Here is a 24,621-nt window from a genome sequence, read left to right on the forward strand (position 1 = left end):
GGCGAGAATCTTTTGTAGGCAATGTGTAACGGTCTGCGGGTGGAATATTTCAGCAGTTTGCACTAATTTACGTCGTAAACAGCGATACAAGAGCTCTCTGCCGTGACCTCCCCGCACCGTGAAGGTTTTTTTCAGCACGACTATCACGAATTGATTGGACTCATCTACGACGCCGTGACGGCAGAGCAGGGATTCTTTCCGTTTCTAAGGCGATTCATCGACATTTTTCATGGGCACAGCGCTTCGTTTGCCATATACAACACGGCAGAAAATGCCTTGCTGGGCGCCTGGACCGTTAATATCCCTGAGCAAGCGCTGGAGTTTTATTCGGAGCACGTCTCCCACCGGGATGTTCTGGTCGAGCGGGCGATGTCGTTCTATCAACAGGGAAAATGCCAGTTTGTCGCCAGCAACCTTGACCTCGGGCCAGATGTTCAGCGGTTACGCGATGAGACCCGGGCAGAGGAATGGCTGGAGAGTTACGGGGCCAGCGAGGCGGCTGGTGCAGTGGCCTACATGGAGGGGCATTACCTGAACTTCTTCGGAATACAACGGTCCGCAGATCAGCCTGCATTCAGTTATGAAGAACTTCGGGTATTTGATGGTTTTCTGCCTCACCTTCATCGTGCGGTAGATCTCTACACCCGGCTGATGCAGAAGCGCTGTGAGCCAGCGGTTGAACGCCTGGTGCTGGAACGTGTTAATCGAGGCATCATCATTTGTGACGCATCCTTCCGTGTCGTCTTCCAGAATGCCAAGGCGGACGAGATCCTGGGCAGGAATGTCGGCTTGTGGATTAATGACGAGGGTATGCTGGCAGCAAACGGTAGCGAAAGTGCACGCCGTTTTGCCATTCTCCTGTCATTGGCCGTTGAGGCCTCTATCGCACGCCAGGATCTGGATGACCAGGTGCTCAGCCTGGCTCACGGCCGCCAAAGGATTACACTGGTAGTTTCTCCCTTGCTATCCGGCGCTGGTTCCGGGAGCTCTGCCCAGGGGGCGCTGGTTACCTTACATGATTTAAGCTGGAGCCCTGAAATCAAGGAGGACCTGCTGCAGAATCTATTCGAGTTGACCGATGCCGAGGTTGCCGTGGCCAGTGATCTTCTTCACGGCCAGAGTCTGTCAGATATTGCCCATACGTCTGGACGATCCAGAGAGACCGTTAAATACCACCTCAACAGCATCTTCCGGAAAACCCGGACCCGTCGCCAGGGTGAACTCGTGTCGCTGCTGTCGCGGGCCTGCCTGTCGCCATAAAAAAAGCCGCGCATAGCGCGGCTTCAAGAAGGTACCAGCCTCGCAAGGAGGCGGGTTGGACTAGTTCAGAGACACTAATCAACGTGACCATTATCAATTTCTGATCTGTCTTGATGAAGGTCACAAATTGCCATTTGTCGGTCATTTCCGGCCAGGATTTTTGGTCTGACCGGAAGCTCTGCCGCTTAGGCCATCCACTGCTCATCTTCCAGGGCCATCAGGCTGTCTTTGCCGGACTGGATATCCCGTAGCAGCCAGTCCGCCTCAGGCATCAGTTTCTCGAAATAGAAACGGGCGGATACCTGCTTGCTTTCCAGTAGTGGCTTGTTACCTGCGCCTGCTTCGAGCTGCTGGCCAGCCACGGCAGCCATGCGGGACCACAGATAGCCGATGACGGTCAGGGCTGTCAGACGCAGATATGGTGTTGCCGCAGCGCCAGCCTGCTCCGGATCTTTCGGGGCATTCTGGGCCAGCCACAGAGTGGCCTGCTCAAGACCCTTGACGGCGCCTTTCAGTTCTTCCCGGTAGGGCGCATCAGGATTGTCTTTCAGGTAACCCGTCAGCTCGGCAAACAGGGCGCGTACCAGTTGCCCGCCCTTCAGCGACAGTTTGCGGCCCACCAGATCCATCGCCTGGATGCCGTTGGTGCCCTCGTAGATACGGGCGATACGGCCGTCGCGTACCAGTTGTTCCAGCGGCCAGTCCTGGGTGAAGCCGGAGCCACCCAGTACCTGCTGGCCCCAGTTGGCGTTGTTGTAGCCCTCATCGGTCAGGAAGGCTTTGACCACCGGCGTCAGCAGTTGCACCAGATCATCGGCGTTTTCACGCACCTTTTCGTCCGGGTGTGCCACCGAGAGATCCAGTTGGTGGCCGGTAAACAGTGCCAGTGCACGCATGCCCTCGTTCAGCACTTTCTGGCGCATCAGCATGCGGCGTACATCCGGGTGCACAATGATCGGGTCGGCCGGGCCGTCGGGGTTTTTCGGGCCACTCAGGGAGCGGCTTTGCAGACGCTCTTTGGCGAAGGCCAGGCTCTCCTGGTAGGCCATTTCCGCGAGGCCCAGGCCCTGCATGCCCACCATCAGACGGGCTTCGTTCATCATGGTGAACATGGCGCTCATGCCCTTGTTGGGCTCGCCCACCAGCCAGCCCTTGGCGCCTTCAAAGTTCATGACGCAGGTGGCGGAACCCTTGATGCCCATCTTGTGCTCCAGGCCACCACAGAAGGCCGGATTGCGCTCACCGGAGTCTGGCAGGAACTTGGGTACCACAAACAGGGAAATCCCTTTGGTGGTGTCTGGCGCGCCCGGCAACTTGGCCAGCACCAGATGGACAATGTTGTCCACCAGATCGTGCTCACCGCCGGTGATCCAGATTTTGGTGCCCTCAATCGCGTAGCTGCCATCATCATTCGGCGTGGCTTTGGTGCGAATCAGGCCCAGATCGGTGCCACAATGGGGCTCGGTCAGGCACATGGTGCCGGTCCATTCGCCGGAAATCAGTTTTTCCAGATACGTCTGCTTAAGCTCTTCCGAGCCGTGGGCAAAGAGGGCGCTGATGGCACCATGCGTCAGGCCGGGGTACATGCCCAGCGACAGGTTAGTGGAGCACACCATCTCGTCCACCACGAATTTCAGCGTGTGAGGCAGGCCCTGGCCGCCAAACTCCAGTGGCGCGTCCAGCGCGGTCCAGCCACCTTCGACAAACTTCTGGTAGGCCTCTTTGAAGCCGTCTGGAGTCTTGACCAGTTTGGTTTCGGGGTCGTAGCTGCAGCCCTGACGGTCGCCAACCTGGTTGGTGGGCTGAATGACCTCTGCCGCCAGCTTGCCGGCCTCATCAATGACCGCGGAGATCAGGTCCGGTGTGGCATCGGCATACTTTTCCAGCTCGTGCAGCTTGTCTGCACCCAACACATCAAACAACAGAAAGCGAAGATCGTTCGCTGGTGCCTGGTATTGCATGGATACTCTCCTGTTTTGATTTGACGGTCTAAACGACCGCCGGATATCGTCGTTCTGATCTGGAAGCCTTTCTTCATACGGGCGTTTGAATTATTTGGTTTGCTTCAGGATGGCCCGAACGCATTGATTTTTCGTATCAACGACATGGGCTTGATTGATAATCGGGAGATCGGTGAATGACGACCGTTATTGCGGGGGTGTCCGGTGCCATCGGTGCGGCATTGGCCCGACGTTATCTGAGCAGCTATCCGGACCGGAGCCTGATTGGGCTGTGCCGGAAGCCGGAGACGGCGCCGGACGATTTGAAGAATCACTCTGGCGTGAGATTGATGGCCTGGGATGCAGAGGACGAGCAGCGGCTTGATGTCGCCGAGTTCAAGGCTGTGCTGGAAGCTTCTGGTCCGGTTCAAACCGTTATTTATGCCGCAGGCCTGCTGCACGATGGCCAGATCTTTCCGGAGAAACGGTTGGAGGATATCGATGGCCGAAGCATGATGCGGAGCTACCAGGTGAACTGCCTCGGGTTTGTCTCGCTGATGCAGAGGCTGGCTCCGGTGCTGAGGGGAAAGCACTTCAAGCGTATTGCCGCGGTGTCTGCGAAAGTGGGGTCTATTTCGGACAACCAGTTAGGGGGCTGGTACGCCTATCGCGCCTCCAAGGCGGCGATGAATATGGTGGTGAAGAACCTTTCTATTGAATTGTCGAGGCGTTACGCGCCACTGGCATGCGTTTCCCTGCACCCGGGCACCACCTTGTCGTCGCTGAGCCAACCATTTCAGCAGTCGCTGGAGCAGTTAACGGTGCACGAGCCAGAGCAGACGGCAAGCAATCTGTTTTCGGTTCTGGAAAGCCTCGATGCCAGGGATAATGGGCGTTTTATCAGTTGGGATGGCAGTGATCTGCCATGGTAGCGAAGTCATGCTGCGGCGGCGCCGCAGCACACTGTTAACGCAGGAACGGATTGAGCAGACGGGTGAAGGCCCCGGTCAGCTTCAGGGGGGCGCTCAGCACTGACAGAGTAATGCAGTCTTCGCAACCGACGGCCACCGGACGATGTTCGTCCTGTTCGTTCAGAACCACAAAGTCCCACTGATTGAATACGCCCTTCTGGTCGGCAAAAGCCCCTTGCAGCACAATCGTGGTTTCATCGCCACGGTGGGTATGGGCCGGCGCCTTGCCGCCCGCTACCAGTTTTTGCAGGACGACCCGCTCGTTCTGGCCGGGAAACTTGTCGGTAATGTCGAGCACACTCACGTCCGCAAGCTGACGTTTCCAGGGCAGCGCATTGATGTCATCCCCGAGCAGTTTCTGCAGAGGGCTCACCTTTGGCTGGGGAACCACCGGGGATGATACTTGCGGGGAGCTATCGATACGCGCCATCAGTTGCTCAAAGCTCGAATCAGCCACCGTCACCTTTGGCTGGTGATCCATCATGACAGCGCCCAGGCTGTTCAGAGTATCGACCCGGCTGCGGCAGTGGGGGCACTGCTCCAGATGCAGGCGGATGCACAGTGCATGGGGCTCGCTCAGGTTGCCCGCACTGTACTCCATCAGACTCAGGCTGTCGGGATGGTGCCGTGTCATACGTTTTGATCCTGCAAAATCACTTTCAGTTTGTTCAGTGCCAGGCGAACCCGGCTTTTCACGGTGCCGAGAGGAATGTTGAGCTCATCTGCCACCATCTGGTGGGATTTGTGCTCCATATATACCTTCGCGATTACGGTAATCTGCTCTTCCGGGAGCTGGCTCAGCGACTCCCGGATGCGCCGCTCGGACATCAGGCGGTGCAGGGAGGTAACTGGTTCGTCTTCGTTATCACCCGGAATCTGCCAGAGATCCTCGGTTTCCACCGCCATCTCAGCACTGGTCCGCTGCATTTTACGCAGCATATCAATGCGCTGATTCCGGGCAATGGTGAAAATCCAGGTGGAAGCGGCCGCTTTGCGCCAGTCGTAAAGACAGGAACGGCGCCAGATAGAGACGAAGACTTCCTGCACCAGCTCTTCCGCGTGGCTGGCCAGCCCGTTCGAGATTGCGTAGTACTTGATCTGCGGGGCAAAGTGCTCGAACAAAGCATGATAAGCCGCCCGATCCTGATGTTTGCCGACTTTTTCCAACAAAACACCCCAAGGGTCTTTGCGCCCTTCGGTTTTCGTTGGTTGCTGCTCCAGTGTTGTCACCGGGCGCTCCTTGACAGTTATCGTATTTGAGCTGGCTATGGTCATCATTCTATGCACTCGTCACAGATTTGTCAGTGAGAGTGTTTACGCAATGGATTCCCGGGCGGATTCATGGATTCCGAAAAAATTGTCGGGATGGCCAGAAGGCCGGAAGAACTGCGTCACCGGGGTAATTGCCGGTTGCCCCGGCAGGGGCTAGTCTGATCGTTAAAACAACGATCAAAAATTCCAGACCATGAACGCAACGCTCTCCAGTGGCTCTTTGCCCGTTATGCGGGTGCATTACGCTGAAATTCTCTGCCAGTTGGTAGAGGAGCGTGGGGTGCGTCGTTCGGATCTCGTGTCAGTGGCCGGTATTCGAAACAGCCAGCTCAGTCATCCCGACAATTTCATTACGCTCGACCAGTTCACGGCGTTATGCCAGCAGGCACTGACCCGCTGTGGTGATGAATGCCTGGGGCTGGAATACGGCAAACGTCTGAAGTTCACCGCGCACGGAGCCCTGTCCCAGGCTGCCATCAGTTGCGACACCCTGGAGCAGGCGCTGGCGGTGTTGATCAAATATTTCCGGATCCGGTTCGCCTATATGTCGCTGGCGTTCTTCGTCGAGGATGAGGATGCAGTGATTCAGCTGGAAATTCACCACGACACCGAGAAGCTTCATCGGTTTAATATTGAAGTGGTGATGGCCACCCTGATGGACGTGAATTACCTGTTATTCGGCACTCAGTTACTGGATGGCGGGCGGTGCCTGGTGGATTACCCTCGCCCCGAGGATGTTGAGCGCTACCAGTATCTGTTCGGCGGCAAGGTCACGTTCTCGGCGGGAGTAAACCAGTTGCGCTTTCGCAAGTCGTTTCTGGGGTTACCGATGTCACTGTCCAATCCGGTTGCCCGCCGGGTGGCAGAAGCCCAGTGCGAGGAAGAAATGCGCCAGATGGAAGCATCTGCCTCGGTGAGCGATCGGGTCTTGCGTTTGCTGGAGTCTGCCCGGGATGGGCGTTTGCCCGGCCTCGAGGATGTGGCGCAGCAAATGGGGGTGTCGCCACGAACGCTTCGGCGGCAGCTCTCCGCCGAGGGTGGCGGGTTTCATGGTCTTCAGGAGAGTGTGCGACATCAGCGGGCCCGGGAGCTGCTGTTGCGCCATTCGGCGATGAGCATTGACGAGATCGCCGAGCATCTGGGTTACAGCGACCCGTCCAATTTTGGCCGGGCCTTTCGCAAGTGGGAAGGAATGTCGCCCTCGGCCTGGCGCCGGGACAATCAGACCTGATCACGCCTTTTCGTCCGTCCTGACGATTTATCCTTCCTCCAGGTAGGTATAGCCCTCAAGCCCGGAGGACAGCTCGGCCAGCAGCGTTTGCTGCAGCTCTTCAGACAGGCCGCTGTGCCGGAACTTCTGCCGGTAGGCCTCAAGCAGGTTGGCGGGCTCGAAATTCACATAACGCAGTACTTTCGCCACGGTGTCCCCGGTAATGGGTTCCCCCACCTGATATTGCCCCTGTTGGTCCAGTTTCACGTCCACCGAGTGGGTATCGCCAAACAGGTTGTGCATATCGCCAAGGATTTCCTGATAGGCGCCGGTCATGAAGAAGCCCATCAGCAAAGGGGACTCCGGGTCGTGTTCGGGCAGTGGCAAGGTGGTTTCGATGCCCTGGCCGTCCACGTACTGATCAATCCGGCCGTCCGAATCGCAGGTGATATCCTGGATCACGGCCCGCCGGTTCAGTGACCGGTTAAGCCCGTTGATCGGCATCACCGGAAAGATCTGATCGATGCCCCAGACATCGGGCAGGGACTGGAACAGGGAAAAGTTCACGAACAGTTTCTCCGCAAGCTTCTCGTTCAGCTCGTCGATGATTTCCCGGTGCGCCCGGTTGGCGCTGTCCAGCTCGGCCCGGAGCATCCGGCAGCAGCGCACGTACAGGGTTTCGGCCTGGGCCCGCTCCTGCAGGGACAGCAAACCGTGGGCAAACTGGGCGTGGACATCGGCCATGGCGTGCAGGATGTCGTGATAGATTTCCGCCAGTGAGCGGGGCGAGCCTTCATCCTGAAGACTTTCCAGGTCTCGCCAGAGATCCTGCAGCGGCGCGGGGGCCTCAGTAGCGGGTTCCGTAGGCTCGCGGTTGTCCGGGTATTCGCGGTCAATCACATTGGTGACCAGTACTGAGTGATGCGCGGTGAGTGCCCGGCCGGATTCACTGATCAGGTCCGGGTGCGGGATACCCTGGCGGTCACACTCGGACTGCAGCACATGCACCACATTGTAGGCGTACTCAAATACGCTGTAGTTCATGGAGCAGCTACTGCGGGAACGGGTTCCTTCGTAGTCGACACCCAGGCCGCCGCCGATATCGACAGTACCGATGGGGGCGCCCATAGCGTGCAGTTCCGTGTAGAAACGAGCGCACTCACGCAAGCCGGTCTGGATGTCCCGGATATTCGCAATCTGTGAACCCAGATGGAAATGTAGCAGTTGCAGGGTGCCCAGGGCTCCGGCCTGTTTCAGGGTATCCACCACATCCAGCACCTGGCTGGCAGACAGACCGAACTTGGATTTCTCGCCCCCGGTATTCTGCCAGTTGCCCTTGCCAATAGTCGCCAGCCGGGCTCGCACGCCAATCAGCGGGGAAATGCCCAGCTTTTTTGCTTCTTCCAGAATCAGTGGCAGCTCCGACTGCTTTTCCACCACGATAAACACCCGGTGACCCAGTTTCTGGCCGATCAGTGCCAGGCGGATGTACTCCCGGTCCTTGTAGCCGTTGCAGACAATCACCGAACCGGCCTGCTTTGCCAGCGCCAATACGGCCATCAACTCCGGTTTGCTGCCGGCTTCAAGGCCCACCTGGTTGGCGGAGGCGGCCGGTTCGGCTGACAGCAGTTCTTCCACCACCCGGCGCTGCTGGTTTACCTTGATGGGGTAAACCGCCGTATAGCGGCCCCGGTAGCCCTGCTCCTGAGTGACTTTGTTGAAGGCATTGCAGAGTTTGTTGACCCGATCGTGCAGGATATCGGTAAAGCGAATCAGAACCGGCAGGGGCACACCGGCTTCGGCCAGCGAGCGAGTCAGCGCCGGCAGGTTGATGCGGGCGTCGCTTCTGCCCCGGTCCGGGCAGATTTCAACCTCGCCCTGACCGTTGACTGAAATGTATCCGTCACTCCAGTGAGCGATGTTGTAGACCTTGTGGGCTGGTGATGCAGCGGTTTCAGCCATTGTTGCTATCCTGTCAGGGAACCCGGGGCGGCCGGCAGGCCGGTAACAGGCTGCATTGTAGGAGCTGACCACTGCACCTACAATACGCCCCTTTCAGATGCCCCGGCACATTGCAGCGGCACACAGTGGGAGACAGACATGACCGCATTGAACGAAGGCTGGTTCACCGAGGTATTTCAGGACCAGGGCACCGCTTTTTCCCTTCAGGTAAAGCGCAAGCTCCATGAAGAGCAGACGCCATTTCAGAAACTCGAAATCTATGAAACCGAAACCTTCGGCAACCTGATGGTTCTGGACGGCTGTGTGATGCTGACCACCAGGGACAATTTCCTGTACCACGAAATGATGACCCATCCTGCGCTGTTCACCCACAAGGACCCGAAAAAAGTGGTCATCGTCGGTGGTGGCGACTGCGGCACTCTGAAAGAAGTGCTGAAGCACCCAGGAGTGCAGGAAGCCTGGCAGGTGGAGATCGATGAGCGGGTAACCCGCATGTCTGAGAAGTATTTTCCAGAACTGTGCGAAGCTAATGGCGACCCCCGTGCCAACTTCTTTTTCGGTGATGGCATCCAGTGGATGCGTGATATCGAGCCGAACAGCATTGATGTGCTGATTATCGACAGTACCGACCCGGTGGGTCCTGCGGAAGGCCTGTTCGCGCTGGATTTCTATCGCGATGCCATGTTGGCCCTGAGGGAGGGCGGTATCATCGTTCAGCAGAGCGAATCCCCCCTGCTGCACACCAATACCATCATCAAGGGCATTCACGATGATATGCACAAAGCCGGTTTTGGCCATGTGCAGACATTGCCATTCCCCCAGCCGGTATACCCCACGGGCTGGTGGAGCTGCACCATGGGCAGTAAGGAAAACCCGCTGAAGTATTTCCGCGAGGAAGATGCCAACAACCGCCCCTTTGTCACCCGTTACTACAATGCCGGGGTGCACCACGGTGCCTTGGCCATGCCGCAGTTTATGGTGGATGCGCTGGAAGATGAGGTTCGCCCGGAAGAGGGTTGAACCAGAGCTTAAAGAAAAAGGGCGCCACAAGGGCGCCCTTTTTCGTTCCGATAGGTAGCGGTGTTACTGCTTGCCGCTGACAAACTCCGGATAGGCTTCCATACCGCATTCGGAGAGGTCGACACCTTCGTACTCTTCCTCTTCGGTCACACGGATGCCCATGACAGCCTTCAGGATACCCCAGACGACCAGACTGGCTACGAATACCCAGATGAAGATGGTCAAGGCGCCGATGATCTGGCCGCTGAAGCTGACATCGCCGTTGGTAACCGGTACCAGCAGCAGGCCCAGCAGACCACAGACACCGTGGGCAGAGATGGCGCCGACCGGATCGTCGATGCGCAGCTTGTCCAGAGTGACGATGCTCAGTACCACCAGGATGCCGCCTAGGGCGCCCCAGATAGTGGCTGTCAGCGCGCTCGGGGTGGATGGCTCGGCGGTGATTACCACCAGACCGGCGATCGCACCGTTCAGCAGCATGGTCAGGTCAGCCTTGCCAAACATCAGGCGAGCGGTGATCAGGGCGGCAATAGCGCCACCGGCAGCGGCTGCGTTGGTGTTCAGGAACACCATGGCCACGGAGTTGGCACTGGCTACGTCGCCGAGTTTCAGTACAGAACCACCGTTGAAACCGAACCAGCCCATCCACAGGATGAAGGTACCCAGAGCGGCCAGCGGCATGTTGGCGCCCGGGAAGGCACGGATTTCACCGTTGGGGCCGTATTTGCCTTTACGCGGGCCAAGCAGCAGTACACCAGCCAGGGCCGCAGCGGCACCTGCCATGTGTACGATGCCGGAGCCGGCGAAGTCACTGAAGCCAAGATCACCGAGGTTGTACATACCGAACACATCGGCGCCACCCCAGGTCCACGCGCCTTCCAGCGGGTAGATAAAGCCAGTCATGAAGACCGCGAATACCAGGAACGCCCACAGCTTCATGCGCTCAGCAACCGCGCCGGACACGATGGACATGGCGGTGGCCACGAACACGACCTGGAAGAAGAAGTCAGAGGCCGCTGAGTAGATGGAGCCGCCGGTGAAGCCGTCTTCACGGGTGGCGAAGTCACCCAGTACGCCGTCCACGTCCACATCGGCGATGCCGGAGAGGAAGACGTTACCGCCGTACATGATGGCGTAACCGCACACCAGGTACATGGTGCAGGCCACGGCAAAGAGCGCGACGTTCTTGGTCAGGATTTCGGTGGTGTTTTTAGCACGCACCAGGCCGGACTCGAGCATGGCAAAGCCTGCGGCCATCCACATGACTAATGCGCCACACACGAGAAAATAAAAGGTATCTATTGCATACTGCAGGTGAAAGAGATTGCTTTCCATAGGAAGCCCTCCGCACAAGGCTCTTCAGGTTATAAGTTTTTTGCGTTGGCTAGGTGTCAGTTCTGGATCAGACCGCTTCTTCGCCGGTTTCGCCTGTCCGGATCCGGATAGCCTGTTCCAGTTCAGTCACGAATATTTTGCCGTCGCCGATCTTGCCGGTATTGGCTGCCTTGGTGATGGCTTCGATGACCTGGTCCAGCAGGTTGTCGCCAATGGCGATCTCCACTTTGACCTTGGGCAGGAAATCCACCACGTATTCCGCGCCACGATAGAGCTCTGTGTGGCCTTTCTGCCGACCGAAGCCTTTGACTTCAGTGACGGTTACGCCTTGTACGCCAATCTCGGATAGTGCCTCACGGACATCATCCAATTTGAAAGGCTTGATGATCGCTGTCACAAGTTTCATTGCTTTCTCCTTGGTAAAGCCGTCCCAACAGTGAGGGCCCGTCGGCCGGTTGTTGAGTTCGGGATGCTGCCACCTCGCACATCAATTGTGCGGATTGCGTACGAGGGCTTTAGCATCGGGTATGCCAACGCAAAAAATAGCTTTTAAAACAAACTCTTAATTATTGTCTGTGCCGAAATGGCGCAGCTTGACGCACTGTTGTGGTGCATTGTGCCTACGATTGTCTCAAAACAGCGCAGTCGGGCCATCGGCCGCGGCCATTATAATGCCGACCGGGTACAGTATGGCAGGGGGTAGGGTGTGATACACTCCCGCAAACACCCCGGCGACACGGAAAATAGTCTGATATCGCCGAAAAACCGATACGAGAGGTGATTGATGAAAGGGCCCCAGGAAATTTTTTCTCAGTTGCAGGGTCAGTTTGGCCAGTTTGTTCCCGATATGGCTCGGGCAGCACGGGAAGATTTTGAAACCCAGGCCCGGGCCACGGTGATGTCGGTTCTGTCCCGGCTGGAGCTGGTGACCCGGGAAGAATTTGATGCCCAGCAGGCGGTCCTGATGAAAACCCGTGAAAAGGTTGAGGCCCTGGAAAAACGTGTTGCCGAACTGGAGCAACGCCAGAGTTCCTGATGGTTTGCCCGGGCGGCAGGGTCGCTGCCCGCAACGACTGATTGTTCTGTGCCATGGAAGGTTGTCATGCTCGCTATTGTCCATTCGCGCGCCAGCATTGGCGTGTCTGCTCCCCCGGTTACCGTTGAGGTGCACCTGTCTGGTGGCCTGCCGGCATTATCCATCGTCGGGCTGCCGGAAACCGGAGTGAGGGAAAGCAAGGATCGGGTTCGCAGTGCACTGCTGAATGCCGGTTTCGAATTCCCCGCCCGTAGAATCACCATCAATCTCGCGCCTGCTGACCTGCCCAAAGAAGGTGGCCGTTTTGATTTGCCCATTGCCTTGGGCATCCTGGCAGCCTCCGGCCAGATTCCCCCCGAAAGCCTCGAAAGCCACGAGTTTCTCGGGGAACTGTCCCTGGATGGTGCGCTTCGGCCCCTCAAGGGGATATTGCCCGCGGTACTGGCGGCTCGCGAAGCAGGCCGTTCGCTGTTGCTACCTCAGGACAACGCCGAGGAAGCTGCCCTTGCCAGCCGTGATGATGTGCTTGCCGCGAGCCATCTGCTGACAGTGTGTGAGCATCTGACGGGCCGTGCCAGGCTGGTTCCTGTTCCTCGATCTGAAACGCCGGGAGACGGTTCCGCAGCGGTGTCTGTGGCCGATCTCTCAGAGGTGCGAGGCCAGCAAGTACCCCGTCGGGCGCTGGAGGTGGCCGCAGCTGGCGGTCACAATCTGCTGTTTTTCGGCCCGCCAGGAACCGGTAAAAGTATGCTGGCGAGCCGGTTACCGGGCATTCTGCCAGGTTTGCCAGATGAGGCAGCCATGGAGGTGGCCAGCGTGCATTCCGTTGCTGGCCAGCCGCTAAAGCCAGGTGGCTGGAGTCAGCCACCATTCAGGGCGCCTCATCACACGGCGTCTGCAGTGGCGCTGGTGGGCGGTGGCAGCAGTCCTCGCCCGGGTGAGATCTCTCTGGCGCACCGGGGGGTGTTGTTTCTGGATGAACTGCCGGAGTTTGAACGGCGGGTCCTGGAAGTGCTGCGGGAACCTATGGAAACTGGCGAAATCTCCATCAGCCGGGCGGCGCGGCAGGTCACCTTCCCAGCGCGATTTCAGGTCGTGGCCGCCATGAACCCATGCCCATGTGGTTACAGTGGTCACCCCAATATCGAGTGCCAGTGCACGCCGGCACAGGTGATGCGTTATCGGGCAAAGATCTCGGGGCCGTTGCTGGATCGGTTCGATCTGCATGTGGAGGTTCCAGTGCAGTCCGGAGAGGTCTTGCTCGGTTCCGGGGCGTCCGGTGAGAGTAGCGCCAGTGTCAGGGCCAGGGTTCTGGCTGCCAGGGCCCGGCAGGAGGCTCGTGGGATGCTCAACTCGGGCCTCTCGGGAGCGTTGCTGGATCAGGCTTGCCGGCTGGATGCGGCCAGTGAGCGGTTGTTGACCCGGGCCATGGAGCGACTGGGGTTGTCGGCCCGGGCGCTCCATCGAATATTACGACTGGCCCGCACCCTGGCGGATCTGGAGGGTGCTGAACACCTGAGCCAGTCGCACCTGATGGAGGCGCTGGGTTACCGCCAACTCGACCGTCAGACTGGCCAGGGGTCGGTTGTCTCCGCCTGAAGCTACTGACTCTGGTAAACTGTGTGCCAGATTTATTCCACGAGATCCGCTTTGAAGCTTGAGGACACAGAATGACTGACCAGAACGAGACTCAGGATACGAATCCGGTCACCACACGCCGCGGTGTTCGCAGCTTTGTACTGCGCCAGGGGCGGATGACCGAAGGTCAGAAGAAGGCCTTCGATCGCAACTGGGCCAAGTACGGACTGAGCCGTGACAATGGCATGATCGACCCCCGTGAGGTGTTTGGCCGCGATAACATGCTCAACCTGGAGATCGGTTTCGGGATGGGCAAATCTCTTGCCGATATGGCCGAAGCGGCACCCGAGCAGGATTTTATCGGGGTGGAAGTACACCTGCCGGGCGTCGGCGCTTTGTTGAAAGAAGTGGAATCGCGTGGTCTCGAGAACGTGCGGGTTTACAGCATTGATGCCAATGATGTGATTGACCTGTGTCTGCCAGATGCCTGCCTGGATCGGGTGATGGTGTTCTTCCCGGACCCGTGGCACAAGAAAAAGCATCACAAGCGCCGCTTGATCCAGCCGGAATTTGTTCAGCGCATCCGCCATAAGCTGCGGGTGGGCGGTATTCTGCACCTGGCCACAGACTGGGAGAACTACGCTGAGCACATGCTGGAAGTGATGAGTGCGTCAGAGGGCTTTGCCAATACCCAGGAGCAAGGTGGTTATTCGCCCAAGCCTGATGACCGCCCGATCACCAAGTTCGAGAAGCGTGGCGAAAATCTTGGCCACGGAGTATGGGATTTGTTGTTTTATCGCACCAACTGAGTTCAGTGGGAGTGAGTCAGGGGCCTGCGGCGGGAAGCACGGATGACCACCAGGCCCGCCATGCCAAGTATCAGGCCGGTGAATTTCACCAGCGCCAGAATGGTGGCGGTCAGGCTCAGGGAGTCTGAAGGCGGATTGAAGTTATTGAGCAGAACAATGTTTTCCGCTACATCGCTGATGCCTGCGATGACAAACAGGGCGCGCACCCAGCGGGCGACCATCCGTTCCCGGATACCCGGTCTGTCCCGGGTGAAGTGGCGGGTTAATTGAAGCAGCGCGGCCAGATAGACCACGATGAACACAAAGTCGAGCCACAGTGATAGCCGTGCCATGGCGAGATTGCCGTCACGCCAGCTGCGCAGAATGGCGTGAGTCTGCTCGGCGGTACCGGCCAGCTGTAAACTGACAATCCCCTGAGGCGCGGCGGACGTATGCAGTGGCTGGTTCAACGCCACCAGAACCAGCCACAGTGCCAGTGCAGCCACCAGGGAAACCTTCATGGGCAGCTTCATCGGGCGCATGGGAATAAGCGGTGGGCGCTGGGCTGAGTCCATCAGAGAAAGTGCTCCAGCAGGCTGTTCAGGTATCTTTGCCCCTTTGCCGTCGCCTGCAGACGGTCGGGGACGATCAGGTTTTCATTTCGTAACTGCTCAAGTTTTACCGCAATGGACGACAGTGGTAAACCTGTATGCTCACTGTACAGTCTTTCGTCGGTGCCGCTTTTTAGTCTCAACGCATTCATCATGAATTCCAGGGGCCGGTCTTCCGGCTCTATGGCTTCACTGCCAGCGGTGCGGGAGCCGATCCGGTTGAGATATGCGTCGGGCTGCCTGGTCTTCCAGTATCGCAGGATGCGTCCGTCGGCAAGGCTCACCTTGCCATGGCCGCCTGCCCCAAGGGCCAGATAATCCCCGAAGGTCCAGTAATTCAGGTTATGCCGGCTCTGAGCGCCCGGCAGGCTCCAGGCGGAGACTTCATAATCGTCCATCCCCGCCTGGCGCAGCAGATCTCCCCCGCGCTGGTAAATTTCCCAGAGCCGGTCATCGTCCGGCAGGGCGGGTGGTCGGGAGAAAAACTCGGTGTTGGGCTCGATGGTGAGCTGATACCAGGACAGGTGCCGGGGCTGGTAGCTCAACGCTGCCTGTAAATCATCCAGAGCCTGACTCGGTGTCTGGCCGGGCAGGCCATGCATCAAGTCGACATTGAAGTTATCAAAACCGGCCTTGCGGGCGGCTTCAATGGCGCTGTGGGCCGACGCGCTGTCGTGAATCCGGCCCAGGGTTTTCAGTTGCGCCGGATCAAAGCTTTGAACACCGATGGACAGCCGATTGATGCCAGCCTCCCGGAAGCTCTCGAATCGACCAGTCTCCAGCGTGCCGGGATTGGCCTCCAGGGTGATTTCGGCCTCGGGGCTGAATGTTAGCCGTTCCCGGAGCCGCTCGAACAGGCGGTGGTAGAACGCGCCGCTCATCAGGGACGGGGTTCCGCCACCGATGAACACGGTTTCAATGGGGCGTTCCCGTACCAGGCTCAGATCCTGATCGAGGTCTTCCAGAAGGGCGTTCAGGTAGGCGTGTTCGGGAATCTCTCCCTTGACAGCGTGGGAGTTGAAGTCGCAGTACGGGCATTTGCGCACGCACCAGGGCACGTGAATGTACAGACTCAAGGGCGGGCAGACCGCCACGGGCAGGGTGGCGGTCACAGTATTAAAGCTCCGCCCTGAGTTGATCCAGAAGGCTGGCCAGAGCCCGTCCCCGATGGCTGATCCTGCCTTTCTGCCCCCGTGTCAGCTCGGCAGCGCTGCATCCATGCTCCGGTACCAGAAAGACCGGGTCGTAACCGAAGCCGCCTTGCCCGCGCGGCTCGGCGAGAATGCGGCCTGGCCAGCGACCATGGCAGATGATCGGCGTGGGATCGTCAGCATGGCGGAGATAAACCAGAACGCAGTGAAACTGAGCGCTGCGCTCTGCTTCAGGCGTGTCTTTCAACGCCGCCAGCAACGCCTCGACATTATCATTGTCGGTTGCCTCTTCGCCGGCAAAGCGGGCGGAGCGAACGCCCGGGCGGCCGTCCAGGGCATCCACGGCCAGGCCACTGTCGTCGGCCAGCGCAGGCAGGCCAGTGACTCTCGCTGCATGGCGGGCTTTGATAATGGCATTCTCAACGAAGGTAACGGCCGGTTCTTCGGCCTCTGATACCCCAAGCTCACCCTGGGCGACCGGCTGCAAGCCAAGTGGCGCGAGCAGATCAGTCAGTTCGGCGATCTTGCCTTTGTTGTTGCTGGCGATGACGAGTTTGCGGGCCATGGTGTCAGTCGTTGAACAGGGTATGGGAAAAACGGATCGGAAGGTCTTCCTGGTGGCCGCTGGGGCGCGCCGTGACGTTGAACGTCATCAGATCTCCGGATTGATACTGGTACTGGGCAATGAAGTACACGGCATCACCTTCCTGAATGCGGCGGAACGCCAGAAAGTTCACCTGCTGGATATCGTTGGAGACCTGGCCTTCCACCTGCCCACTGACGGGCTGGATCTGGCCGTGCTCGTCTTCGGTCATGATCGAGATGTTAACGATGCCGATGCCCCGGCTGCGTTGCAGATTGTTGGCCTGTGCCACTTCCGGCGCCAGGAAGGTGCTGGGGAGCACGCTCCAGTGCACCTGATATTCTCCGAAATCCTTTTGCCCGGCCTGGCTGGTGATCGATGCCAGCATGAGCCCGAACGCCAGAAACAGTGTCTTGCTTGCAGTCAGAAGGTTCATCATGTGCTCTCCCGTGTGATGCGGTATATGGCGATTTCCCCCAACAGATTGGGCCAGAGCCGCGCCAGCCAGCTGTTCTGATGCTGCCCGTCCACTACCCGGCGGCTTTTGATCTTGATGCCTTTCTGCCGGCACAGCGCTTCAAAATCCTTGAAAGTGCAAAGGCGGATATTGGGGGTGTTATACCATTTATACGGCAGTGCATCGGATTCGGGCATTCGGCCGCTCAGCGCCAGGCCCCAGCGCAGTCGCCAGTGGGCAAAGTTGGGGAAGGTGACGATACCTTCGCGACCCACCCTCAGCATTTCATCAATGACCTTGTCCGGGCGGCGTACCGCCTGCAGGGCCTGGGTCATCAGGACAATATCGAACATGCCATCATCGAAGTTGTCGAGGCCCTGGGTATCCAGGTTCTGCTCGATCACCCGTACGCCGCGGCCCATACAGGTGGTGATGTGGTCCGGGTTGATCTCAAGGCCAAATCCGGTGGCATTGCGCTCCCGTTGCAGGAAATCCAGCAGGGTGCCGTCGCCGCAACCCAGGTCCAGAATGTGGTGGCCCGGGCGCACCCACTGTTGAATAATCTCAAGATCTGCTCTCATGCGCCGACCTCCCGTGCTACCCGGTCCATATACGCAGTAAAGATGTCGGTGTATCTGGGGGTCGGGATCAGGAAGGCATCATGGCCCCAGGGTGCATCAATTTCGGCATAGCTTACGCGCTTTCTGGCGGAAATCATGGCATTGACCATTTCCTCGGAGCGCGCTGGCGAGAATCGCCAGTCGGTGCTGAAGGACAGTACCAGGTATTCACATTGTGCCGGTGCCAGGGCCTTGGACAGATCGCCGCCGAAGTCGTAGGCGGGGTCAAAGTAGTCCAGTGCCCGGGTCATCAACAGATAGGTGTTGGCGTCGAAGGTTTCGGAAAAGCGCTCGCCCTGGTAACGCAGGTAGCTTTCCACCTGGAACTCGGCGTCGAAACCGAACTTGTAGGCTTCCTCACGCAGTTCACGGCCGAATTTTTCGCCCATGGAGGCGTCTGAAAGATAGGTGATGTGGCCAACCATCCGGGCCAGCATCAGGCCGCGCTTCGGCACCAGATTCTCGTCGTAATAGCGGCCTTCGAAAAATTCCCGGTCCGAAGTGATGGCTTGCCGTGCGACTTCGTTGAAGGCGATGTTCTGTGCGGTCAGGCGTGGAGTCGAGGCGATGACCACGGAATGCCGTAGCCGGTCCGGGTAGTCCAGGCTCCACTGCAGGGCCTGCATGCCTCCGAGGGAGCCGCCAACCACAGCGGCCCATTGCTGAATGCCCAGATGATCCGCCAGTCGGGCCTGGCTGGCGACCCAGTCAGCCACGGTAACGACCGGGAAATCCGGACCATAGGGTTTGCCGGTTTCCGGGTTGTTGGAGTTGGGGCCGGTGCTGCCGTGGCAGCCACCGAGATTGTTCAGGCTGACCACGAAAAACCGGTTGGTATCAATGGGCTTGCCGGGGCCGATACAGCTGTCCCACCAGCCCGGCTTGCGGTCATCCAGCGAGTGGTAGCCAGCGGCATGGTGATGGCCGCTGAGTGCGTGGCAGATCAGTACCGCATTGCTGGCATCGGCGTTGAGTTTGCCATAGGTTTCCACCACCAGATCGTAGCTTTCCAGCGTCTGGCCGCAGGCCAGCTCCAACGGCTTGTCGAAGTGGATGGTCTTCGGGCTTACAAGGCCCACGGAATCCGAGGGCAGGGAATCAGGCATGGGTGTGATGAGTTCCTGGTTCGGTCCACTGGTGTCTGGCCACAGGCCTTGGCTGGCACCGGAACTGGCGCCAGCACTGCAGTTTAAAGGCGGGGGGAGGTTGCTGCAACCGGCGTTTAGGGTGCCTGTCTGGCGAGTCGCACCAAAGTAGTGCGGCTCGCCAGTGCCTGGTTACATGGCGCCGGAAATATTGACGACTTTTTGCTGGATCATCGTGGGTGCCGGCTTGCGAATCTGGCGCATCATGGCGTCGGCCAGTTCCAGCTGCTTGCGCAGGTCTGCCGTGGCATGATCCAGACGCTGGCGTTCGGCCCGGCTGTCCCGATCGGTGCGAACCATGTCGCGCAGGCGGCGGATCTGGTGCTCAAGCAGCTGTTTCTGTTCCATGGAGAACTGCATGATTGGCAGCAGGGCTTCGTTTGGCCAGCGCTCTACATCTTTTCGCACCCGGCCATGCAGCGTGCGGGCCTCGCTCACCATCACATTGAAGAAGCGGCTGACCACCGTTGACTGTTCCGACAGCAGATTCTTCGGGTTATTGCGGAAACGCCGGGCTTTCTTGCGCAATTCACGAATGGCAATCACATGCCGGCCGGCCCGTAGCGGAATGGGCTCCAGGTGCCGGGCGCGGGTGTCTTCGTTGTATCTGCGATAGATGGCGCCTACCATTTTCTCCGCGAGCCGCCCTTCGCTCAGCAGGTTAGTGAGGTCGCTCTCCAGGAGTTCGAAAAAGTGTTCCATGGCCCGGTTCATGCCGGCCGTGGTCCAGCTTTTCGACATCATTTTCCGTACCTGGCTGGCGTGCTGCTCAAAGCGATCTTCGCTGACCAGCTTGGTGAGCATGTCACCCTGGGATTCCATCAGCCGACGCGATGAACGCAGAGTGATCAGCTTCTTGTAGTAGAAGTCATAATCCTTCTGGGCCCGTTCCGCGAGCCGGGACAGCGCGGCCTTGTCGAGGGTGGCGCCGGCGCAGGCCTGGCGTTCTTCTTCCAGGGCATCCAGGCGGTACTGCATGGCCGCCTGGCTGTTCTGTAGCATTCCCAGCAAGTCGTTGATCAGGTTCTGGGTAATCAGCTGCTCCTTATGCATCAGGATGCGCTGAATGATCAGCTGCTCCAGCTTACCGATGTTGGAGCGGTCGAACAGGTTGTTGTCTTTGCGAACCCGTGCCAGCAATCCCTGTTTTGCAGAGAGAGGAATAACGTCCTGCTGGCGGATGCCCAGATGGTCCGCGGTGTAGTTGCGAACACGGTCAATGGATTCCTGGGTGTGCTTCTCGCCCTGAAGGTCGTCCCATAGAACGTCGATCTTGTTGAGAACTGCAAACCGGCCGGCCCGGTGGTCGGCGTGCTCGGTATCGATATGCTCTTTCCAGATAGTCATGTCACTGGCTGTGACGCCAGTATCCGCGCTGAGCACAAAGATAACGGCATGGGCCCGGGGCAGCATGCTGATGGTCAGTTCGGGTTCCGAGCCAAGGGCGTTCAGGCCCGGAGTATCAAGAATGCGCAGGCCGCGCTCGAACAGGGGGTGGCGAATGCTGATCTGGGCATTACGCCAGGCCGGTACCAGCACATTGCCGGGATTATTGCGATCGTGTTCCAGCATGGCCTCGTCGAAGCCCAGCTGCCGGGCCTCTTCCGGGCTCACGCTCTTGATCCGGGCAACTTCTGCCAGCACTTCGCGCATGACGTCCGGATTGCGTTCGTCGAGCTCATGCCGAATCCACTGTTCCGGCTTCTTGCGCAGCTGCTGCAGAGACAGATCGCCCGTGCGGGTTTCGATCGGGAGCAAAAGCAGATAGTTCTGGTTGGCGCTGCGATCAAAAAACAGCTCGGTCGGACACATGGTGGTGCGCCCGGCCTGGGATGGCAGCATGCGCTGGCCGTATTCCGAGAAAAACAGGGCGTTGATCAGCTCCGTCTTGCCACGGGAGTATTCACCAACAAAAGCAATGGTCAGCTCATCCTCAATGAGCAGCTCCAGTCCGTGGCGAATACGGGTGCTGACGTCTTCTGAAAACAGGTTGTTATCCTGCAGCCACAGCCGATAGCGGCCAATCTGCCGGATCAGTTCCTTTTTCCAGTTGTGATACGCCTCAACCTGCTGCGACAGAGTTCCCTGCGGGTTCATCGGATAATCCTTCTGCGCGACTTCCGGGTATGTCCTGGGTGAGTCAGTGATGGTGAACACGTGTCGCCAATCGCTCGCCCAGATTAAATGCGTTTAATAATAACCTGTTTTGTTAATGTTTGAGGGTGCGCGAGTCGGCATTTCCGGGAAAGGGCCTGAGTTTGCTATCAAAAAGGCCAGCAATTCAGTGGGTTGAATTGCTGGCCATGGATAGTAACAAATCAGTGTATTGTGTAACGAAATGTATATTCGAGACGCGTGTTACATTCCGAGCCCGATTGAGCCCAGCCCGGCCGCCACTTTCATGTGATCAATGACCACGGTAATCACGTTCAGAATCAGGAACACGATGATTGGCGAAAGATCCAGACCGCCCATGGAGGGCATGATATTACGCACGGGTCGCATCACCGGTTCGGTGATCTGAGCCACCAGTTGAATGGCAGGGTGGCCACTCTGGGGGGCAATCCAGCTGACGACCACCACGGCAATGACCGACCAGAAGTAGATCTTCACGATCAGGCTGAGCACGTTCAGTACGGCCCACACCAGCAGGGTGATCGGGTTGATGGCCGGAATGCCGCCGTTCAGTGCGACCAGAATAAAGAAGAAGGTAATGGCCTGGATGATCACCGCCAATACCAGGGATGCGCCGTCAATGCCGCCCCAGCCCGGAATGAAACGCCGCAGCGGGCGCAGCGGAGGATTGGTCGCCTTGACCACAAATTGTGAAATAGGGTTGTAGAAATCCGCCCGTGCCAGCTGCAACAGAAACCGCAGCAAAACGATGGTCATATAGAAAGTGGACGCAATCAGCAGGATCGTAATGACAATATCTGCCAGCATGAAGCTGAGTCTCCGTTATCGGTTACTGTTTATCGGCCAGTTCTCTGGACATCTCGCGTGAGCGCTCGAAGGCAGCGCTGTAGGCTTTTTTCACCAGATCGCGCAGGCCGCCTTCCTCGAAGGTGTTGATGGCGCGTTCAGTTGTGCCGCCAGGGGACATCACGTTGCGTTTGAGCTGGCCGGGGTCATCCTCGCTGCGCGCGGCCATCTCGGCGGCCCCGGCCATGGTCTGAATGGCGAGGGCGCGAGCCGTTTCGGACTCAATGCCGGCTTCGGTTGCGGCGGACTCGAGTGCTTCCAGCATCAGGAAGAAATAAGCGGGGCCGCTGCCGGAAAGGGCGGTGACACTGTGCAGAAGGTTTTCGTCGTCAACCCACAGTGCCGAGCCGATGCTCTCGAACACTTTCTGTACCGCCTTTCTCTGATCGTCTTTCACCTGGCTGTTGGCGAACAGACCGGCGGCACCTTTGCCCACCAGAGACGGAGTGTTGGGCATCACTCGAACCAGTGGCAGCCCGCCACCGAGCCAGGTGTCCAGCGTGTCGGCCGTCAGCCCCGCCGCGATGGAAACCATCAGTGGGCGGGTGTTCTGAACCACCGGGGCGATATCCCGGCAAACGTCGCCCATCACCTGGGGTTTGACCGCGAGCACCACGATGTCCGCCTGTTGGGCGCAGTAGCGGTTGTCGGTGGTAACACTGACGCCGAAGCGCTTGCGGATCGACTGAAGGTGGCCGTCATCCGGGGCGCTCACCCAGATGTCGCCGGCCTGAAATCCGCTATCCAGCATACCGCCGATGATGGCGCTGGCCATGTTACCGGCGCCGATGAATGAGATGGTGGGTGATCTGCTCAAGGTTCACTCCCGGTCTTGATCGTTTGAATCGTTGGTTCGGATGATAGCAGGAACCGCAGCGTTCAGCTCTGGCTGTGTTTGGCCGGGCGGGCGCCAAACAGGGCTGTACCTACGCGAACCCAGGTGGCACCTTCGGCAATGGCCATTTCAAGATCATCGGACATGCCCATGGAGAGGGTATCCAGCGCGCCGGCTTCAGGGTGATCCTGCCGCAGTTTGGACAGGGTGGAGGCCAGCTTCCGGAAGCTCAGCCGCAGCTCGGCCTCGGGTTGGTCCGGGTCCGGAATCGCCATTAATCCCCTCAGGCGCAGATTGGGCAGTTCGCCAATGGCCTCAACCAGCTCATCAAGCTCGTCCAACGTGCAGCCGGACTTGCTGTCCTCATTATTGATGTTCACCTGCAGGCAGATGTTGAGCGCTGGCAGGGTCTCTGGCCGTTGTTCGCTGAGCCTGCGGGCGATTTTTAATCGGTCAACGCTGTGAACCCAGGCAAAGGCTTCGGCAATCTGGCGGGTTTTGTTGGACTGGATCGGGCCAATAAAGTGCCACTCGATGCCCTCAGTGCCGGAGAGTGCCTGCATTTTATCCAGGGCTTCCTGCAGGTAGTTCTCGCCAAACGCGACCTGGCCGGCTTCAAAAGCGGCCTTCAGATCCTCCGCTGGCCGGGTCTTGCTTACCGCCAGAAGGCGCACGCTGCCGGGCTCCCGGCCAGCCTGCAATGTTGCTTTTTGTATGCGTCGGGTTACGCTCCCGATGTTGTCTGCTATGCTGCTCATAATGTGAGTTTGCCGCTTCTGGACTAAAAGAAAAAGCCCTCCGAGGAATCCTATGGATATTACTGAACTGCTTGCCTTTTCGGCCAAACAGGGTGCGTCGGATTTGCACCTGTCTGCCGGTTTGCCCCCAATGATTCGTGTCGACGGCGATGTGCGCCGGATCAACCTGCCCCCGATGGAGCACAAAGAAGTGCACGGGTTGATCTACGACATCATGAACGACAAGCAGCGTAAGGATTACGAAGAATTCCTGGAAACCGACTTCTCGTTCGAAGTGCCCGGCGTGGCCCGCTTCCGGGTTAACGCCTTCAACCAGAATCGTGGTGCTGGCGCGGTATTCCGTACCATCCCCTCGAAAGTTCTGACCATGGAAGATCTGGGCATGGGCCAGGTTTTCAAGGACATTTCTTCCGTGCCTCGTGGTCTGGTGTTGGTGACCGGGCCCACCGGTTCCGGTAAGTCCACCACCCTGGCGGCGATGATGGATTACATCAACGATACCCGCTACGAGCACATCCTCACCATTGAGGACCCGATCGAATTCGTGCACGAATCCAAGAAGTGTCTGGTGAACCAGCGGGAAGTGCACCGGGATACCCTGGGTTTTAACGAGGCGCTGCGTTCGGCCCTGCGGGAAGACCCCGACATCATTCTGGTGGGTGAGCTCCGGGATCTGGAAACCATTCGTCTGGCGCTGACCGCCGCGGAAACCGGTCACCTGGTCTTCGGCACCCTGCACACCACCTCCGCCGCCAAAACCATCGACCGCGTAGTGGATGTATTCCCGGCGGAGGAGAAGTCCATGGTTCGCTCCATGCTGTCGGAATCACTGCAGGCGGTTATCTCCCAGACCCTGATGAAGAAAATGGGCGGCGGCCGTATTGCCGCCCACGAAATCATGATCGGCACCGCCGCCATCCGGAACCTGATCCGGGAAGACAAGATCGCCCAGATGTACTCGGCCATCCAGACTGGTGGTTCCCTGGGTATGCAGACGCTGGACCAGTGCCTGGAGCGCTTGTTGCAGAAAGGTCTGATCTCCCGCGAGGCTGCGCGGGCCAAGGCGAAGATGCCTGATAACTTCTGATACTGAAAACTGGGTAGAAA

The 24,621-nt window shown here is 58.5% G+C and carries 24 protein-coding genes; 8 read left to right on the forward strand and 16 right to left on the reverse strand.

Going from position 1 to position 24,621, the window contains the following annotated elements; all coding sequences use genetic code 11:
• Positions 1–102: 102 nt before the first annotated feature.
• On the forward strand, positions 103–1,260 hold the full coding sequence (locus C7436_RS14540) for a helix-turn-helix transcriptional regulator (protein ID WP_121208255.1): 1,158 nt from the start codon (positions 103–105) through the stop codon (positions 1,258–1,260).
• 185 nt (positions 1,261–1,445) lie between these two features.
• Here C7436_RS14540 and C7436_RS14545 read toward each other — a convergent pair whose 3' ends face one another.
• Complete coding sequence (locus C7436_RS14545; protein WP_121208256.1) at positions 1,446–3,221, reverse strand: acyl-CoA dehydrogenase C-terminal domain-containing protein; 1,776 nt, start codon at positions 3,219–3,221, stop codon at positions 1,446–1,448.
• Positions 3,222–3,397: 176 nt separating this feature from the next.
• Between C7436_RS14545 and C7436_RS14550 the strand changes: the two genes are divergently transcribed.
• On the forward strand, positions 3,398–4,132 hold the full coding sequence (locus C7436_RS14550) for an SDR family NAD(P)-dependent oxidoreductase (RefSeq protein WP_121208257.1): 735 nt from the start codon (positions 3,398–3,400) through the stop codon (positions 4,130–4,132).
• A gap of 34 nt (positions 4,133–4,166) precedes the next feature.
• Here the strand turns inward: C7436_RS14550 and C7436_RS14555 are convergent, their stop codons facing one another.
• Both C7436_RS14555 and C7436_RS14560 read right to left on the reverse strand, forming a co-directional pair.
• Complete coding sequence (locus C7436_RS14555) at positions 4,167–4,805, reverse strand: ChrR family anti-sigma-E factor (protein WP_121208258.1); 639 nt, start codon at positions 4,803–4,805, stop codon at positions 4,167–4,169.
• Positions 4,802–5,401 (reverse strand): sigma-70 family RNA polymerase sigma factor, encoded by a 600-nt coding sequence (locus C7436_RS14560; RefSeq protein ID WP_014420382.1) that lies wholly within the window; start codon positions 5,399–5,401, stop codon positions 4,802–4,804. The genes C7436_RS14555 and C7436_RS14560 overlap by 4 nt, the downstream gene beginning before the upstream one ends.
• A 235-nt stretch (positions 5,402–5,636) precedes the next feature.
• Here C7436_RS14560 and C7436_RS14565 point away from each other — a divergent pair, with 235 nt between their 5' ends.
• The gene (locus C7436_RS14565; RefSeq protein ID WP_121208259.1) at positions 5,637–6,674 is read left to right on the forward strand and encodes an AraC family transcriptional regulator; all 1,038 of its coding nucleotides are present in this window, start codon (positions 5,637–5,639) and stop codon (positions 6,672–6,674) included.
• Between the two features lie 27 nt (positions 6,675–6,701).
• Here C7436_RS14565 and speA read toward each other — a convergent pair whose 3' ends face one another.
• Positions 6,702–8,615: a biosynthetic arginine decarboxylase gene (speA, locus tag C7436_RS14570; RefSeq protein ID WP_121208260.1), complete on the reverse strand. Its 1,914-nt coding sequence runs from the start codon at positions 8,613–8,615 to the stop codon at positions 6,702–6,704.
• 138 nt (positions 8,616–8,753) lie between these two features.
• Between speA and speE the strand changes: the two genes are divergently transcribed.
• Positions 8,754–9,635 carry a polyamine aminopropyltransferase gene (gene speE, locus C7436_RS14575; RefSeq protein WP_121208261.1) on the forward strand — a complete coding sequence of 294 codons (882 nt, stop codon included), beginning with the start codon at positions 8,754–8,756 and terminating at the stop codon, positions 9,633–9,635.
• 63 nt (positions 9,636–9,698) lie between these two features.
• On the opposite strand, the gene C7436_RS14580 is transcribed toward speE, so the two are convergent.
• Together C7436_RS14580 and glnK are read right to left on the reverse strand one after the other, a co-directional pair.
• The gene (locus tag C7436_RS14580) at positions 9,699–10,970 is read right to left on the reverse strand and encodes an ammonium transporter (protein ID WP_011784067.1); all 1,272 of its coding nucleotides are present in this window, start codon (positions 10,968–10,970) and stop codon (positions 9,699–9,701) included.
• A 67-nt stretch (positions 10,971–11,037) separates the two neighbouring features.
• Entirely contained in the window at positions 11,038–11,376 is a 339-nt protein-coding gene (gene glnK / locus C7436_RS14585) for a P-II family nitrogen regulator (RefSeq protein ID WP_011784068.1), read from the reverse strand.
• 378 nt (positions 11,377–11,754) lie between these two features.
• Between glnK and C7436_RS14590 the strand changes: the two genes are divergently transcribed.
• From C7436_RS14590 to trmB, 3 genes are all read left to right on the forward strand, one after another.
• Positions 11,755–12,006, forward strand: a complete 252-nt coding sequence (locus C7436_RS14590; RefSeq protein WP_011784069.1) for an accessory factor UbiK family protein — start codon at positions 11,755–11,757, stop codon at positions 12,004–12,006.
• Between the two features lie 66 nt (positions 12,007–12,072).
• Complete coding sequence (locus C7436_RS14595; RefSeq protein ID WP_121208262.1) at positions 12,073–13,605, forward strand: YifB family Mg chelatase-like AAA ATPase; 1,533 nt, start codon at positions 12,073–12,075, stop codon at positions 13,603–13,605.
• 71 nt (positions 13,606–13,676) lie between these two features.
• Positions 13,677–14,393, forward strand: a complete 717-nt coding sequence (trmB, locus tag C7436_RS14600) for a tRNA (guanosine(46)-N7)-methyltransferase TrmB (protein WP_014420388.1) — start codon at positions 13,677–13,679, stop codon at positions 14,391–14,393.
• A 2-nt stretch (positions 14,394–14,395) separates the two neighbouring features.
• Here trmB and C7436_RS14605 read toward each other — a convergent pair whose 3' ends face one another.
• The 10 genes from C7436_RS14605 to C7436_RS14650 all read right to left on the reverse strand — a co-directional run bounded on the left by C7436_RS14605 (position 14,396) and on the right by C7436_RS14650 (position 23,514).
• Positions 14,396–14,947 carry a hypothetical protein gene (locus C7436_RS14605; RefSeq protein ID WP_011784072.1) on the reverse strand — a complete coding sequence of 184 codons (552 nt, stop codon included), beginning with the start codon at positions 14,945–14,947 and terminating at the stop codon, positions 14,396–14,398.
• Positions 14,947–16,095 carry a radical SAM family heme chaperone HemW gene (hemW, locus tag C7436_RS14610; RefSeq protein WP_121208263.1) on the reverse strand — a complete coding sequence of 383 codons (1,149 nt, stop codon included), beginning with the start codon at positions 16,093–16,095 and terminating at the stop codon, positions 14,947–14,949. Before hemW ends, C7436_RS14605 begins: the two co-directional genes overlap by 1 nt.
• Before the next feature lie 4 nt (positions 16,096–16,099).
• The gene (gene rdgB, locus C7436_RS14615; RefSeq protein ID WP_121208264.1) at positions 16,100–16,699 is read right to left on the reverse strand and encodes an RdgB/HAM1 family non-canonical purine NTP pyrophosphatase; all 600 of its coding nucleotides are present in this window, start codon (positions 16,697–16,699) and stop codon (positions 16,100–16,102) included.
• Between the two features lie 4 nt (positions 16,700–16,703).
• On the reverse strand, positions 16,704–17,156 hold the full coding sequence (locus C7436_RS14620) for a DUF4426 domain-containing protein (RefSeq protein WP_121208265.1): 453 nt from the start codon (positions 17,154–17,156) through the stop codon (positions 16,704–16,706).
• Complete coding sequence (metW, locus tag C7436_RS14625; RefSeq protein ID WP_011784076.1) at positions 17,153–17,755, reverse strand: methionine biosynthesis protein MetW; 603 nt, start codon at positions 17,753–17,755, stop codon at positions 17,153–17,155. The genes C7436_RS14620 and metW overlap by 4 nt, the downstream gene beginning before the upstream one ends.
• The gene (gene metX, locus C7436_RS14630; RefSeq protein ID WP_121208266.1) at positions 17,752–18,900 is read right to left on the reverse strand and encodes a homoserine O-succinyltransferase MetX; all 1,149 of its coding nucleotides are present in this window, start codon (positions 18,898–18,900) and stop codon (positions 17,752–17,754) included. The genes metW and metX overlap by 4 nt, the downstream gene beginning before the upstream one ends.
• Positions 18,901–19,071: 171 nt before the next feature.
• Complete coding sequence (locus C7436_RS14635; RefSeq protein WP_121208267.1) at positions 19,072–21,036, reverse strand: dynamin family protein; 1,965 nt, start codon at positions 21,034–21,036, stop codon at positions 19,072–19,074.
• A 261-nt stretch (positions 21,037–21,297) separates the two neighbouring features.
• A complete protein-coding gene (locus C7436_RS14640; RefSeq protein WP_121208268.1) occupies positions 21,298–21,882 on the reverse strand; it encodes a YggT family protein in 585 nt (194 codons plus the stop codon).
• A 22-nt stretch (positions 21,883–21,904) separates the two neighbouring features.
• Entirely contained in the window at positions 21,905–22,738 is an 834-nt protein-coding gene (proC, locus tag C7436_RS14645) for a pyrroline-5-carboxylate reductase (protein ID WP_041654517.1), read from the reverse strand.
• Positions 22,739–22,800: 62 nt separating this feature from the next.
• Positions 22,801–23,514, reverse strand: coding sequence for a YggS family pyridoxal phosphate-dependent enzyme (locus C7436_RS14650; protein WP_121208269.1), 714 nt, complete (start codon positions 23,512–23,514; stop codon positions 22,801–22,803).
• A 52-nt stretch (positions 23,515–23,566) separates the two neighbouring features.
• Between C7436_RS14650 and C7436_RS14655 the strand changes: the two genes are divergently transcribed.
• Complete coding sequence (locus C7436_RS14655) at positions 23,567–24,601, forward strand: type IV pilus twitching motility protein PilT (RefSeq protein WP_011784082.1); 1,035 nt, start codon at positions 23,567–23,569, stop codon at positions 24,599–24,601.
• Positions 24,602–24,621: the final 20 nt, after the last annotated feature.

This window comes from Marinobacter nauticus (assembly GCF_003634635.1).
In the GTDB taxonomy this organism is placed as follows: Bacteria; Pseudomonadota; Gammaproteobacteria; order Pseudomonadales; family Oleiphilaceae; genus Marinobacter; species Marinobacter nauticus.